The following is a 14608-nucleotide window of genomic DNA, read 5'->3' as shown; positions in this document are numbered from 1 at the left end:
GACAGAATCATGAAAAAGATTGGCGTTGCTGGCTTACAGCGTGAGCAGATTAAAAAGACCATCGAAACCGCAGCTCCGGGCTGCTTTGAAGTCTCCATTCATAACGATATGGAAGCGGCGATGAAGGTGAAATCCGGACAACTGGATTACTACATCGGCGCTTGTAACACCGGCGCGGGTGCAGCGCTGTCGATTGCCATTGCGGTGATTGGCTACAACAAAAGCTGCACTATCGCCAAGCCGGGTATTAAGGCGAAAGACGAACATATCGCAAAAATGGTTGCGGAAGGGAAAGTGGCTTTTGGTCTCTCCGTCGAACATGTTGAACATGCGATTCCGATGCTGGTTAACCACCTGAAATAAAAGGCATGACTATGGATCTGTATATTCAGATTGTGGTGGTGGCCTGCCTGACCGGCATGACGTCACTTCTGGCACATCGCTCGGCGGCTGTCTTTCATGACGGTATCCGTCCGATTCTGCCGCAGCTGATCGAGGGGTACATGAACCGCCGTGAGGCGGGAAGTATCGCGTTTGGTCTGAGTATTGGCTTTGTGGCGTCGGTTGGGATCTCTTTTACCCTGAAAACCGGCTTGCTCAACGCCTGGCTGCTGTTCCTACCGACGGATATTCTCGGCGTGTTGGCGATGAACAGCCTGCTGGCGTTCGGTCTGGGCGCTATCTGGGGCGTATTGATTCTGACCTGCCTGCTGCCGGTGAACCATCTGCTCACGGCGCTGCCGGTTGATGTACTGGGTAGCCTCGGTGAACTGAGTTCTCCGGTGGTTTCCGCATTCGCACTCTTCCCGCTGGTGGCGATTTTCTACCAGTTTGGCTGGAAGCACAGCATTATCGCGGCGGTGGTGGTACTGATGACCCGCGTGGTGGTGGTGCGTTACTTCCCGCATCTGAACCCGGAATCAATTGAGATTTTTGTGGGGATGATGATGCTGCTGGCGATCGCCATTACGCATGATATTCGCCACCGCGGCGATGACGAGATGGATGCCAGCGGGCTATCGGTCTTTGAAGAACGAACCTCGCGGATTATAAAAAACCTGCCGTACATCGCCATTGTCGGCGCACTGATTGCCGCCGTCGCCAGTATGAAGATTTTCGCTGGCAGCGAGGTTTCAATTTTTACGCTGGAAAAAGCCTATTCGGCGGGGATTACGCCGGAGCAGTCGCAGACGCTGGTGAATCAGGCTGCCCTGGCGGAGTTTATGCGCGGGCTGGGCTTTGTGCCGATGATTGCGACAACGGCGCTGGCGACGGGCGTTTATGCGGTAGCGGGTTTCACCTTCGTTTATTCCGTTGGCTACCTGGCGCCGAACCCGTGGATTGCGGCAATCCTGGGCGCGATCGTGATTTCAGCTGAAGTGCTGCTGCTGCGCTCTATCGGTAAATGGCTGGGGCGTTATCCATCGGTACGTAACGCATCGGACAATATTCGTAATGCGATGAATATGCTGATGGAAATGGCGCTGTTGATAGGCTCGATTTTTGCCGCTATCAAGATGGCAGGTTATACCGGCTTTTCGATTGCGGTAGCGATTTACTTCCTCAACGAATCGATTGGACGTCCGGTACAGAAGATGGCCGCGCCGGTCGTGGCGGTGATGATCACCGGTATTGTGCTGAATATTCTCTACTGGTTTGGTCTGTTTGTTCCGGCCTGAGGAGGCTAAAGCATGAAGACGTTTCCTCTGCAAAGTCTGACGCTCGCGCAGGCACAGCAAAAGCAGTTTGCGCTGGTGGATACGCTCTGCCGTCACTTTCCTGGCGCTGATTTTCTGGCGGGCGGTGATTTGGGGCTGGTCCCGGGGCTGAATCAGCCTCGGGTCACGCAGCGTGTGGAAAAGGTACTGGCTGAGGCGTTTCATGCTGAGGCCGCAGCGTTGGTTCAGGGGGCTGGCACCGGGGCTATTCGTGCCGGGCTGGCTGCGTTACTCAAACCCGGCCAGCGGCTGCTGGTTCATGACGCGCCAGTGTATCCTACGACACAGGTGCTCATTGAGCAGATGGGTATTATCCTCGTCAGGGCAGATTTCAACGATCTTAAGACCATAAAGCAGTTCATTGAAGAGCATCGCCCTGACGCCGCGCTGGTGCAGCATACGCGTCAGCAACCGCAGGATCGTTACGTGTTAGCCGAGGTGTTGGCGGAAATTGCGCGGTGCGGCGTACCGACGTTAACCGATGATAACTACGCGGTGATGAAAGTAGACGGTATCGGCTGTGAATGCGGGGCGACGCTGTCTACTTTTTCGTGCTTTAAACTCTTCGGCCCGGAAGGCGTCGGAGCGGTGGTCGGCAAGGCGGAGGCTATCGCTAAAATCCGCGCGACGTTTTATTCCGGCGGCAGCCAGATCCAGGGGGCGCAGGCGCTGGAAGTGCTTCGTGGCCTGGTTTTCGCGCCAGTGATGCATGCAGTACAGGCTGGCGTTTCCGAACGGCTGCTAACGATTCTCAATAGCGGCGTGCTACCCGAGGTGAAAAAGGCGGTTATCGCTAATGCCCAGTCGAAGGTGCTGATTGTGGAGTTTCATCAGCCGATTGCCGCCCGTGTGCTGAAAGCGGCGCAAGAGAGAGGTGCGCTGCCATACCCGGTGGGGGCTGAGTCGAAGTATGAGATCCCTCCGTTGTTCTATCGCCTTTCGGGGACGTTTCGCGAAGCGAACCCGTCGTTGGGCGATTATGCGATTCGTATCAATCCAAACCGCAGTGGAGAAGAGACGGTGCTGCGTATTTTGCGAGAAAGCGTGAGTGCGATGACGTTTGAATGAGCATCTAATCTATAAATGCAAAAACCGGGAAGCTCCCGGTTTTTTGTATCTGCGCAATCGCTTCTATTACTGATCTGCAGCCGGGCCACAGCCACCAATAATTTTAGAAATTGAAATTGCTGGATGCAGGAAATAATCGTAGCTGCAGTTATTTTTTTTGTTTTCGATATGACCAGTACACGCGGTCAGTGTAGCCAGAACCCCAGCAACAATAGTGATCTTTGCAAATTTAAACATGTCAAAATCCTTGTTAGATATCTATTTCTAAATGGATGAAATCCATTTTTCGACGGTTAAGATATCAACTAACATAAACTTTAAGTAGTCCAGAAAAGGACATGTCTGTTTATATATAAAACATACGATTAGTGAATTGGATTCAAATAAAAAAGCCTAGTATTAATAAATAATACCAGGTTGCTGGGTTTAATTAATTAGCGGAATGTTTTTCTGAAATTCAACATAAAGCCTTTATCGCTGATGTTGTCCTCTTTCCACTGGTAAGCGTCCAGATTCAGGCTGGCATCTTTGGTGCTGTACTTCACGCCGACCGTCGCCAGACCGTTGACGCCGCCGCCTTTTTGGTCGTCGTCTACGCTAAAGGACTGGCCTGCGGCACCTTGCAACGACGCGGTACGCTGGCTTTTCGCATAGCTCAGGTTCGGTCCACCTTCCAGTGTGGCGCTGGCACTCCAGCCATTTTCACCGGTGTAGTCGAACTTCATTCCGACAATGGAATCTACGGCGGTTTCGCTGCCAGCGTTCATCGACAGGTTGAAGTCCCCCGCGCTGCGCTCTTTGTAGCCGCCTTCCAGCGTGTGACGGAATTTCACCCCGGCGTACGGCGTGACTTTCAGCGTATCATTCATCAGCGTGAAGGTTTTCGCCCCTTCGCTGCGGAACTCCATGTACTGCTGACGGCTGTCAGAGTCGGCAACTTTACTCACGTCGCCGTAAGCCACCGAACGGCTGCTGTCGAGGTTATGGACGTCATAACGCAGGCTATTATTCCAGGTCAGCCCCTCTTCAAACGCCATGCTGTGTTGCAAGCCGAAGAATTGACTGTAACCTCCGGTCAGGCCGTTGTCGCCCGCGGTCTGCGAACCGTCACCGTCCAGACGCGCTATACCGTACTCCAGCGTCAGATTCTGGCTGGCGGTCAGATCCAACGTCTGGCGCAATGCGAGCATGTCGTACTGGGTATCGTTGCCCAGCTCGGCGCGTGGATCTCCTTTTGCCACCACGTTGAACGCCAGACCATCTTTAATTTGCGGCGCGGCATCGGCCAGCATCGTAAAGCGGTTGCTTAATACCCGTGCTTCCCGGAATACCGTGGTGGCCTGGCTGCCGCTGACCTGCTTCAGTGCGCTGTTGAGTTCGGCGGTCGTGCCGACGTTGAGGCTGGTGTACAGCTCGTTGTTGGTGTAGCCCGCATCCAGGGCGTTTGCCACATCGGATACGCTGCTGTCGGTTGCCACATCGACGTAGGCATTTTTGGTCATGGTGACGTCAACGTTGCCGTCGGCGTCCTGGCTGCCCTGGGCGTTCCACACCACGGAAGTGGACTGGATTGCGCTGGCATCTGACAAGTTGTTGCCCTCGACCACGTTGTCAAAGCTGACGGTAGTATCGGCGGTGCCTGCGGTAAAGCCAGTATTGATACCGACGCCATTCATGCTGGCGTTGCTCACTTTCAACTGGCCTGCGCTGCCGTCGGCGCTGGTACCGACCACGTAGCCGGAGAGATCGTTCGTCCCTGACGATGCGGCGGTGCTGTCAGCGGTCACGGTTGTTGTGCCGTTGTTAACGGTGGGCTCTGTCGGGGCGGTAAAATCAACATAATGCACTTCCGTGCCGTCGCCGTTTTCGCCGCTGCCTTCGATGGTTTTACCTTGCTGCTTGATAAAGCCGGAGTTTGTCACGCTGTCGTCGATATAAACCGTGCCGTTGTTGACAATATGACCGTTGCTGCCCAACTGGCTAAAGGCGTAGGAGTTGCTGGCATAGATATTAATCGCACCATTGTTTTCGATGACGGCATCGGATTTGGCGTTGGATTCCAGCTGCATTGCTACCATGCCGGTATCACTGGTTCCTTCTGTTCCCAGATTAATTACGCCGTTGTTTACCATTTTTGCGCTGCCGGAAGCTGACATGGCGACGGTATTATTGCCGCTGGCGTTGATAACGCCATCATTAATTACCTTACCGCCATTTGCGCTGGCGGTTTTAACCTTACCGTTGAACGTTCCCGCGTTATAGAAGGTAAACGCACTGCTGGCGATATTCATCGTGCCATCAACTTCGCCCCAGTTGTTCAGCGTTCCTTTCCACATATCTTCCGGTACGCTGAGCACGCCACTGCTCAGATTATTGACGGTGGCACCCTGGGCTATGGCTGCATCATTTACCGTACCGCTGTTGTTAAATACGGTGGCAGCGTTGAAATTGATTTTGTTAATCGTACCTTCATTGCTCACTACGCCCGTGGTGTTTTCCAGCGTCAGTGCGCCAATATACCCCTGGTTATCCAGCGTCCCTTTCCACATCTCGACTTTGTTAACAGAGGCTGTGTTACCGTTAATGACCGTTGAGCCGCCACCTACGGTTAATGTGCCGGTAACTTCGCCACCGTTCGTGAATGTGCTCCCGCCTTCCGCATCAACAGAGCCTATTTTACCGCTGTTGGTAATCGTACCGCCCTGGGAGGAAACCGTACCGGAAATCTCTCCGTTATTAGTTAGCATTCCCTTATCAAGACTGATATCGCTATTAAGCGTACCGCTGGTATTATTCGAAAGATTGCCACTCTCAATAACAGAGATATTATCGGTGTTGACCGTGCCATCATTACCCACTTTACCGGAAACATATATGTTATTGGGTGACGTCATGTTTTCACCCTCGGCGGTGATAAGACCGTCAGCATAGTTCAACGAGACATTTGTATCGGTTGGGTTATATTCCGCGCTGTCCTGGCAATCATCGCCGATACAGACCGTACCGTAGTTAATTACCATGCTGCTGCTATCGGCAAAAAATGGTTTGCCATAATCAGCATAAATATTGATAACCCCGGTCGTGTCGTTCACCACCGTACCACCGTTTAATGCCGCCATGCCAACCAGTTGGTTTTCATCGGTTTTTGTTACGCCTTCGTCTGCGGTCAGCGTAATGATGCCCTGGTTAATCGCCGTCCCGCCATTGAGCGCCATCATGCCGAAGCCTGCGTTGTTGACGGTTATCGTGCCAGTATTGGTTGCCGTGGCGTCGCCGTTTCCTTTATCCGTTGAGCCTGCGACCATGCCGGAACTGGTCAGATAAAGGGATGACGGGTGCCAGTACGTACTGCCGAGGGTATTGCCTTCTTCATCCAGCGTCGGGACAAAGCCGTCCAGGTCGATATCACCTGCATTCAGCGCCGTTCCTTTACTGGCTGAGACACCATATACGCCAGCCCCCTGCAGGTGAATGGTTGCGCCTTTATCGTTAATGACGTTGCCGTATGCGGAGGCCAGCATTGCATAGAAGGTGTGGGTGTACCAGACTATGGGATATGAGGAAGTACCGTCGTCGCCTGCTGGCGTCTGATCGGTAATGACGGTGATATCACCGCCGGATTTGTTATGAACAACACTCTCTTTGCCACTGGCGGAAGCAATAGCGATATTATCATCGCCGCCGCTGCTGGTAGCATAGACCAGAATATTTCCGTTGTTGGTTATTTCAGCGCCATTATCAGCACGCATAACGGAATATACGCCGTTGCTGGTAATATCGCCTCGGTTATCAATAGATGTGCCTTCCCCATTAGCCATGAGCAGGGCATTGTCGGTGTAATAGTTCGAGTTTTTGTAACTGACATTAATATCAATAGCGGAATCTTCATCCAGAACCAGAGAACCGCCGTTGGCTACCTGCGCCAGTATGACACTACCACCTGCTATAGTGGTGGTATCCACAGTAGATTGACCGCTCAGCACAACTTCGCTGTTGCCATCAATCTCAATGCCCGTGATAGTTACAAAATCATAACCCGGGGTTCCGCTGTTGTGGGTGATGTCAATACCGCCAGTAATGTTAGCGCTGTTACCATCGCCCGTTACGTTCAGGCCAACAGCGTCCAGATACTGCCCATTGCCCGTGGCCAGGTCGTTAACGTCAATGTTAAGTTCGCCGTCAAGAGCAATAGTATTATTGTTGCCGCTGATGCTGACGCCGGTCAGTGGCGTATTACTGGTAATTTTTGAATCCGGCGCATAGTCGGCACTCATGTTGACGTCGCCTACGATATTCACCGTATTGCTGTTGCCGCTAATGCTCACGCCGGTTGCGCCGCGAAATATATCATCGCTGTCCTGGGCGGAGATAACGTTGATATTGCCGTCCAGAGAAACCAGTGAACCCTCACCACTTACCTGTGCGCCCGTACCGTTGAGGCTGGTATTGATATCGCCGTTGCTGTTAAATGTATTTTGTTTACCGGCAATAACGAAACCAACAGAACCTTCGCCACTCACCGTTGTTTGACCGCTGTTAACGAGTTTGCCACCCTCTCCGTTGATGGTGAGTCCCGTCGCGCCATTGATAACCAGCAGGTCGCCATTCTGCGTCAGCCTCGCGTTATTGCCTGTAATGGTGGAGATGGTTGAACCTGCGCCATCAACGGTCATATTACCTGTATTGATTATTCGGGCGTTGTCGCCATCAATATAGGTACCCGTTGCACCGTCAGCAATAACCTGATCCCCTTCATTGATAACGAGCGCATTATCACCGTCGATATACAGGCCCGTTGAGCCTTCGCCGCTGACGGTGGAAGTACCTGTGTTATCGACAATGGCGCCATCACCGATGATTTTTGCTCCGGTGGCGCCGTCCAAAATGTTCAGGTTACCGTCGTTGGCGACTTGTGCATTATTACCGTTAATAATCGAGCCAGTGGAGTCTTTGCCGCTAATGTCGGAGATACCTGTATTGCTAATCGACATATTGTCGCCATCGAAAACGATGCCGGTGCCGCCACCGCTGACGGTAACGTCGCCGGAAAAGGTGGAGGAGGTGCTATTACCGGAAATCAGCGCGCCTGTTGCCCCATCTACTGTCGTATGGCCTGAAATCGTATTGGTCGTGTTATCGCCGGTAATCACCAGACCCACAGCGCCGCCAGTAACGGTGGAATCGCCAGTCAGCGTGTTGTGGGTCTTATCGCCGGAAATAATTGCAGCGGTATTGTTTGCGCCACTGATCTCCAACCCGCGATCGGTGATATTGGTCGTGCCATCGCCAGCAATGACTTGTGTATTCTCATTGGCAAGGATTAAGTATCCCCGGCTGTCATACTTCCAGTACTGACCGTTTTCCTGCGTCCCTTCAATTACGGCGGCATTATCGCTGGTAACGTGCCAGCCGGTAATTTGCAGCGTTTTGCCATCCGGCGTGGTGAGTTGCCATTGATCATTTTGCTGGCTGTAACTGACCGTAGCTTCGCCGAGGCTGGTACCGTTATCCAGTTTGATGTTGTCAAAATGGAGCGTATCTGCACCTTTATCGAGGGTGACGCCGTTGCTGAAGGTAATGACTGAGGTGTCGGGAGGAGTTACATCACCGCCGCCATCGTCGGGAGGAGTTACATCACCGCCGTCATCGTCGGGAGGAGTTACATCACCGCCGTCATCGTCGGGAGGAGTTACATCACCGCCGTCATCGTCAGGAGGAGTTACATCACCGCCGTCATCGTCGGGAGGAGTCACGTCACCACCGTCGTCGTCGGGAGGGGTCACATTACCTCCACCATCGTCGGGAGGGGTCACATTACCTCCACCATCGTCGGGAGGAGTCACATTACCTCCACCATCGTCTGGAGGGGTAACGTCGCCGCCATCGGGTATTGCTGGCGTACTGCTATGATGAGCATCGTGGTCATTGCTGTCTACGCCAATTGCTACTCCTGCGGCAAGCGCCGCAATACCGCCAATGGCCCATCCCCAGTGGTTATCTTGTGTTTTATAATCGGCAAGGCAACGTTTGGAAAGTTTGTCGCGTTCTATTTTAGATAATACGGATACATCAGTAGGGCAATCGTTGTCATCGTCGCTGCTATCTGCGGCTATCGCCGGGAGATAGTAAGTTTGCAACGCAAGAGCAATACCCACGGCAATGAGTTTTTTCCTTTGCATAATCGACATCCTTAAATAAATACGTGCAGAATATGCCATTGAAGGCATAAAGTTATTTTTAGGTATTTTTTGATTTTGCCACTGAATGACCATACTTCGTCAAATTATTCAATGATCATGTATTATTTAGGATGTGAATCCTATTGGTGAGTTACAGGGATATAAATGATTTTTTTACGCGATTTTTATAAATCAGAATATAAATGTATTTTAATGGTGAATAAAATGAATATTTCTTAATGCAGATTTAAGAATAAATAATGATAAACAGGCGAGAAAAATAAATGCCCTGAATTGGACTGCACCTTACTCAGTTGGGTGTCCAACTTTTGGGGTGCAGCCCAATATCAGGGCATTTTTCAGCGTTCAATTAATAGTTCGAGAACCAGTTCAGCTTATCGCGAAGGCCTACCACACGACCGACGATAATCAGCGCCGGACTTTCAACCTGTTGCGCCAGTTCGCCGAGTTGGGTCAGCACGCCATTGACGACGCGTTGCTTCACGGAAGTCCCGTTTTCTACCAATGCGACGGGCATATCAGGCTGCATACCAAATTCGATCAGTTTTTCCTGAATGGTGGCCGCCTGATTCAGACCCATATAGAACACCAGCGTCTGTTTCTCTGCCGCCAGGTTTTCCCAGTCCAGCTCACCACCGGTTTTCAGGTGTCCGGTAACCAGACGTACGCTCTGGGCGTAATCACGATGGGTCAGTGGAATGCCGGAATAGGCGGAACAACCGGAGGCTGCGGTAATACCGGGTACTACAGAGAATGGAATACCGGCATGGCACAGGGTTTCCAGCTCTTCGCCACCGCGGCCAAAGATGAACGGGTCGCCACCTTTCAGTCGAACCACGCGTTTACCCTGTTGCGCTTCACGCAGCAGGATCTGGTTGATCTCTTCCTGCGGTACGCAGTGATAGCCCGCACGTTTACCGACGAACACCCGGTCTGCATCGCGGCGTACAAGGTTCATGATGTCGTCGGAAACCAGACGGTCATAGACCACGACATCCGCTTGCTGGATCTGCTGTAGCCCTTTCAGCGTCAGCAGGCCGGCATCGCCAGGACCAGCGCCAACCAGTACCACTTCACCACGGTGATCCAGTGGTTCGCTGAGCATGTGCTCGGTGGTTTCCTCGACGGCTTTCAGGTCATTGTTCGCCAGCGACTGCGCCAGGCGGTCATTCACGAACAATTTTTCCCAGAAGCGGCGACGCTCACCCATGCTGGCAAACTGCTGCTTCACGCGGGAGCGCAACTTGCCGGCATACTGTGCGACCTGGCCCAAATGCTGAGGCAGTACGGATTCAAGCCTTTCACGCAGCAGACGGGCAAGCACCGGCGATGTCCCGCCGGAGGAGACCGCCACCATCAGCGGCGAGCGGTCGATGATGGACGGCATGATAAAACTGGCTGCTTTTGGCGCATCGACCACGTTGCAGAAGATACGACGTGATTCTGCGGCGGTGCTGACGCTTTGGTTGACGGCATCGTCATCGGTGGCGGCAATAGCCAGCCAGCAGGTGTCGAGCAGGGACTCATCGAACGGCCCCTCAACCAGCGTCAGCATGCCTTCATCTGCCCATACGGTGAACTGCGGAATAAACGCCAGCGCATTAACTGTTAAACGAGCGCCCGCTTCCAGCAGTAACCGCGCTTTGCGTTCTGCGACATCACCACCGCCGACGATCAAGCAGTCGCGGTCACGTAGTTGACAAAATATAGGCAAATGATCCACGACATTACCCCTTAATTATTGGCAGCAGCCTCTGGCTGATTGATTTTTGCCGGAGCCGGACGCTCCGATTTTGGCGTAGCATACCAATAACCTAATCCCATGAATACGACACCGGACAAAGTATTACCGAGTGTCACCCACAGCAGGTTATGACCAATTCCTGACAGGGTATAGGCTTCGCTGTGATGGCCGAACCAGGAGAGGGCAAACAGCGTCATGTTGGCAACGGAGTGCTCGTAGCCGGAAGCGATAAACGCCAGCAGACACCACCAGATAGCGAGGAATTTTGCCGCGCCTTCGGTACGGATTGCCATCCAGATTGCCAGACAAACCAACCAGTTACACAGTGCCCCTTTAAAGAACAGCACCATCGCAGGCGCGGTGGTTTTCGCCAGAGCAACCGAATGGACGATGCTGGTATCGACCGGCAGCAGGCTACCGCCGCCCCAGCTGTAAAGCAGGGCGACAAATACGGAACCGACCAGGTTACCCAGCCAGGTTTTTGGCAGGATTGCCCACATCTGGCCGTGACTGATGGTGCCCGCTTTGACACCGAGCGTCAGGAACATGGTGTGTCCGGTGAACAGTTCAGAACCGGCGATAATGACCAGCGTTAAGGCGATACCAAAGGTTGCACCCATCACCAGAGGACGAACGGACGGGTCAAGCAGATTACCGAGGGTGAAAATAAGAATGATGCCGAGACCAACATAGGCTCCCGCCATTGCCGAACTAATCCAGAATCCGAGCGGGTTATTAGCCGACAGGCGTGCGATGCGCGCAGCGTTAGCCGCACACTTATTAATAGTGTCTGTGAACATGTGTTGATTATCCTTGAAGTACAAACAATAAAAAGAAATCGTAACCGTAGGCCGGATAAGGCATTTATGCCGCCATCCGGCAATGTGCTTGTGCAATTGCCTGATGGCGCTACGCTTATCAGGCCTACTAATAAAAGACCTACAAATACGTCAAAAAAGGGGAGGCGTTGCGCCTCCCAAAAATTTATTAACCGCGCAGTTGCACCGTGCCGTCTTTCACTCGCGCTTCGTAATGTTTCACGGAGAACTGTTCGTCTTCCATGCACAAACCGTCGCTTAAGCGAAAACGCTGTTTTTTCAGCGGGCTGGCAACCCACAATTCGCCCTGATGTTCAGCAATCAGCCCGCGAGAAAGCACGCTGGACTCAAAGAACGGGTCGATGTTGCTGATCGCAAACACCTGGTCGCTGTGATACGGGCGGAAAATCGCAACCTGCTCGTTACCTAACAGGGCGCAGACGCCTGTTGCAGGCAGAATGTCATCGATTTTGCAGATGTTTTTCCACTGGCTCATGCGTTTTCCTCCACCAGAGTCACCGGGATACGCTCATAAGGCGTGGCCGGACGATGTTGTTCACGTTCAGGCACAACCTGGACATTCGGATCGCGTTTTTCGCTGTTGATAAAGTGTTTGAAGCGAACCTGCGCAGATGGGGTGTTAACGGTTTCTGTCCATTCGCAGACCACCGCTTCACGCAGACGGGTCATCTCTTCTTCCAGGTGCTGGTTCAGACCCAGCTTGTCGTCGATGATGACAGATTTCAGATACTCGATACCGCCTTCCAGATTGTCTAACCACGGTGCGGTACGGGTCAGTTTGTCGGCGGTACGGATGTAGAACATCATGAAACGGTCAAGGTACTTGAGCAGAGTTTCGCGATCGATATCCGCCGCCAGCAGATCCGCATGACGAGGTTTCATCCCGCCGTTACCGCAAACGTACAGGTTCCAGCCTTTCTCTGTGGCGATGATACCCACGTCTTTGCCCTGAGCTTCCGCACATTCACGGGTACAGCCGGAGACGCCGAATTTCATTTTGTGCGGGGTACGGATGCCTTTGTAGCGATTTTCCAGCTCCACGCCGAAGCCAACGCTATCGCCGACGCCGTAACGGCACCAGGTGCTGCCTACGCAGGTTTTCGCCATACGCAGCGCTTTGGCATACGCGTGACCGGTTTCAAAACCGGCTTCAATCAGCTGACGCCAGATTTCCGGCAGGTCATCTTTCTGCGCGCCGAACAGACCGATACGCTGAGAACCGGTAATTTTGGTGTACAGGTTAAACTCACGCGCGATACGGCCCACAGCCACCAGGCCTTCAGGGGTAATTTCGCCACCCGCAGAGCGCGGGATCACGGAGTAAGTACCGTCTTTCTGGATGTTCGCCAGGAAGTTGTCGTTGGTGTCCTGCAACGGCGTGTGCTGTGGTTTGAGGATGTACTCATTCCAGCAGGAAGCCAGCAGGGAACCGACGGTCGGTTTACACACTTCGCAGCCGTAGCCTTTCCCGTGTTTTGCCAGCAGCTCTTCGAAGGTTTTGATGCCTTCTACGCGGATGAGATGGAACAGTTCCTGACGTGAGTACGGGAAGTGTTCGCACAGATTGTTGTTAACTTCGATACCCTGTTTCGCCAGTTCGGCGTTCAGGACCTGCGTTACCAGTGGGATACACCCACCGCAACCGGTACCCGCTTTGGTTTCCGCTTTCAGCGCCGCAACGGTATGACAGCCTTTGTTGATAGCGGCAATCAGCATGCCTTTGGTGACATCGAAGCAGGAGCAAATCTGCGCGCTATCCGGCAGTTTATCGACACCGATAGACGGCTTACCGCTGCCCGCATGTGCTGGCAGAATCAGTGAATCCGGGTTTTCCGGCAGTTCGATGGCGTTCAGCACCAGCTGCAGCAGGTTGCCGTAATCGCTGGTATCGCCCACCAGAACCGCGCCGAGCAGGGTTTTGTTATCTTCGCTAACGATGAGGCGTTTGTAGACTTCTTTGCTTTCGTCGAGATAGACGTAGCTACGTGCGCCCGGCGTGCGCGCATGCGCGTCGCCAATACCGCCGACGTCAACGCCGAGCAGCTTCAGCTTGGCGCTCAGGTCCGCGCCTTCAAAGGCGTTTTCGGTCTCGAGAATATGGTCAACGGCAACCTGCGCCATTTTGTAGCCCGGAGCGACCAGACCATACACGCGGTTGTTCCAGCTGGCGCATTCGCCGATAGCATAGATGTCCGGGTCAGAGGTCTGGCAGGTGTCGTTAATGACGATACCGCCGCGAGGGGCGACGTCCAGGCCGCACTGGGTGGCCAGTTTGTCGCGTGGACGAATACCGGTAGAGAAGACGATGAAATCGACTTCCAGTTCGCTACCGTCGGCAAAACGCATGGTTTTGCGCGCTTCGGTGCCTTCCTGAACGATCTCTTTGGTGTTTTTGCTGGTGTGCACACGCACGCCCATGCTTTCAATTTTGCGACGTAACTGCTCGCCACCCATATGATCCAGCTGTTCAGCCATTAGCATTGGGGCGAATTCAATCACGTGGGTTTCAACGCCGAGGCTTTTCAGCGCACCGGCGGCTTCTAGGCCCAGCAGACCACCGCCGACCACGGCACCGCGTTTGCTGCGGCGTGCGCAAGACTCAATGGCGTTGAGGTCTTCGATGGTGCGGTAAACGAAGCAGTCCTGGGTTTCCGAACCTTTAATCGGTGGGATCCACGGGTAAGAGCCCGTCGCCATGATCAGCTTATCGTAGTAAACCGTACGACCTGCGCTGGAGTGGATCACCTTCTCCTGGCGGTTAATGGTAATTGCGCGCTCGCCCACTAACACCTTAACGCCGTGCTTCTCGTAGAATCCTTCACGCACCAGAGAAAGCTCTTCAGCGGTGTGGTGGGAGAAGTAGGAAGACAGGTGTACGCGGTCGTACGCTTTGCGGGGTTCTTCACAGAAGACGGTAATATCAAAATTGGCAGCGTCGGATTTATCAAGAAGATCCTCAATAAAGCGATGGCCGACCATACCATTACCGATAATAGCGAGTCTGACTTTGCTCATTTTTGCCTCGATTTCTTTTCTATT

At 53.1% G+C, this 14608-nt stretch carries 9 protein-coding genes; 3 read left to right on the top strand and 6 right to left on the bottom strand.

Annotated elements, in window-relative coordinates:
- Positions 1–9: 9 nt before the first annotated feature.
- From OGY72_RS20755 to OGY72_RS20745, 3 genes are read left to right on the top strand one after another with little or no spacing between them, the layout of a single operon-like run.
- Entirely contained in the window at positions 10–363 is a 354-nt protein-coding gene (locus tag OGY72_RS20755) for a DUF2620 domain-containing protein (protein ID WP_003023576.1), read from the top strand.
- 11 nt (positions 364–374) lie between these two features.
- Complete coding sequence (locus OGY72_RS20750; RefSeq protein ID WP_126317308.1) at positions 375–1679, top strand: YhfT family protein; 1305 nt, start codon at positions 375–377, stop codon at positions 1677–1679.
- A 12-nt stretch (positions 1680–1691) separates the two neighbouring features.
- Positions 1692–2786, top strand: coding sequence for an aminotransferase class I/II-fold pyridoxal phosphate-dependent enzyme (locus OGY72_RS20745; protein WP_149280726.1), 1095 nt, complete (start codon positions 1692–1694; stop codon positions 2784–2786).
- Positions 2787–2852: 66 nt separating this feature from the next.
- Here OGY72_RS20745 and OGY72_RS20740 read toward each other — a convergent pair whose 3' ends face one another.
- The 6 genes from OGY72_RS20740 to nirB form a co-directional block, all read right to left on the bottom strand.
- Positions 2853–3023, bottom strand: a complete 171-nt coding sequence (locus OGY72_RS20740; RefSeq protein ID WP_042311973.1) for a YhfL family protein — start codon at positions 3021–3023, stop codon at positions 2853–2855.
- 197 nt (positions 3024–3220) lie between these two features.
- On the bottom strand, positions 3221–8965 hold the full coding sequence (locus tag OGY72_RS20735) for a pectate lyase-fold domain-containing protein (RefSeq protein ID WP_286549174.1): 5745 nt from the start codon (positions 8963–8965) through the stop codon (positions 3221–3223).
- A 370-nt stretch (positions 8966–9335) separates the two neighbouring features.
- On the bottom strand, positions 9336–10709 hold the full coding sequence (gene cysG / locus OGY72_RS20730) for a siroheme synthase CysG (RefSeq protein WP_148361401.1): 1374 nt from the start codon (positions 10707–10709) through the stop codon (positions 9336–9338).
- 11 nt (positions 10710–10720) lie between these two features.
- Positions 10721–11530 carry a nitrite transporter NirC gene (nirC, locus tag OGY72_RS20725; protein ID WP_008786308.1) on the bottom strand — a complete coding sequence of 270 codons (810 nt, stop codon included), beginning with the start codon at positions 11528–11530 and terminating at the stop codon, positions 10721–10723.
- 187 nt (positions 11531–11717) lie between these two features.
- On the bottom strand, positions 11718–12044 hold the full coding sequence (nirD, locus tag OGY72_RS20720; protein ID WP_003023590.1) for a nitrite reductase small subunit NirD: 327 nt from the start codon (positions 12042–12044) through the stop codon (positions 11718–11720).
- Positions 12041–14584, bottom strand: coding sequence for an NADPH-nitrite reductase large subunit (nirB, locus tag OGY72_RS20715; protein ID WP_181634250.1), 2544 nt, complete (start codon positions 14582–14584; stop codon positions 12041–12043). Before nirB ends, nirD begins: the two co-directional genes overlap by 4 nt.
- Positions 14585–14608: the final 24 nt, after the last annotated feature.

The sequence above is a fragment of the Citrobacter sp. Cpo221 genome (assembly GCF_030332345.1).
Lineage (GTDB): Bacteria > Pseudomonadota > Gammaproteobacteria > Enterobacterales > Enterobacteriaceae > Citrobacter > Citrobacter portucalensis.
The sequence above is the reverse complement of the archived record's forward strand: the minus strand, read 5'-3'. Positions and strand labels throughout refer to the sequence as shown.

Coding starts and splice junctions, on each gene's coding strand:
- nirC (WP_008786308.1), bottom strand. CDS start 11,530: ATGTTCACAGACACTATTAATAAGTGTGCGGCTAACGCTGCGCGCATC.
- OGY72_RS20740 (WP_042311973.1), bottom strand. CDS start 3,023: ATGTTTAAATTTGCAAAGATCACTATTGTTGCTGGGGTTCTGGCTACA.
- OGY72_RS20745 (WP_149280726.1), top strand. CDS start 1,692: ATGAAGACGTTTCCTCTGCAAAGTCTGACGCTCGCGCAGGCACAGCAA.
- OGY72_RS20735 (WP_286549174.1), bottom strand. CDS start 8,965: ATGCAAAGGAAAAAACTCATTGCCGTGGGTATTGCTCTTGCGTTGCAA.
- nirD (WP_003023590.1), bottom strand. CDS start 12,044: ATGAGCCAGTGGAAAAACATCTGCAAAATCGATGACATTCTGCCTGCA.
- OGY72_RS20750 (WP_126317308.1), top strand. CDS start 375: ATGGATCTGTATATTCAGATTGTGGTGGTGGCCTGCCTGACCGGCATG.
- nirB (WP_181634250.1), bottom strand. CDS start 14,584: ATGAGCAAAGTCAGACTCGCTATTATCGGTAATGGTATGGTCGGCCAT.
- OGY72_RS20755 (WP_003023576.1), top strand. CDS start 10: ATGAAAAAGATTGGCGTTGCTGGCTTACAGCGTGAGCAGATTAAAAAG.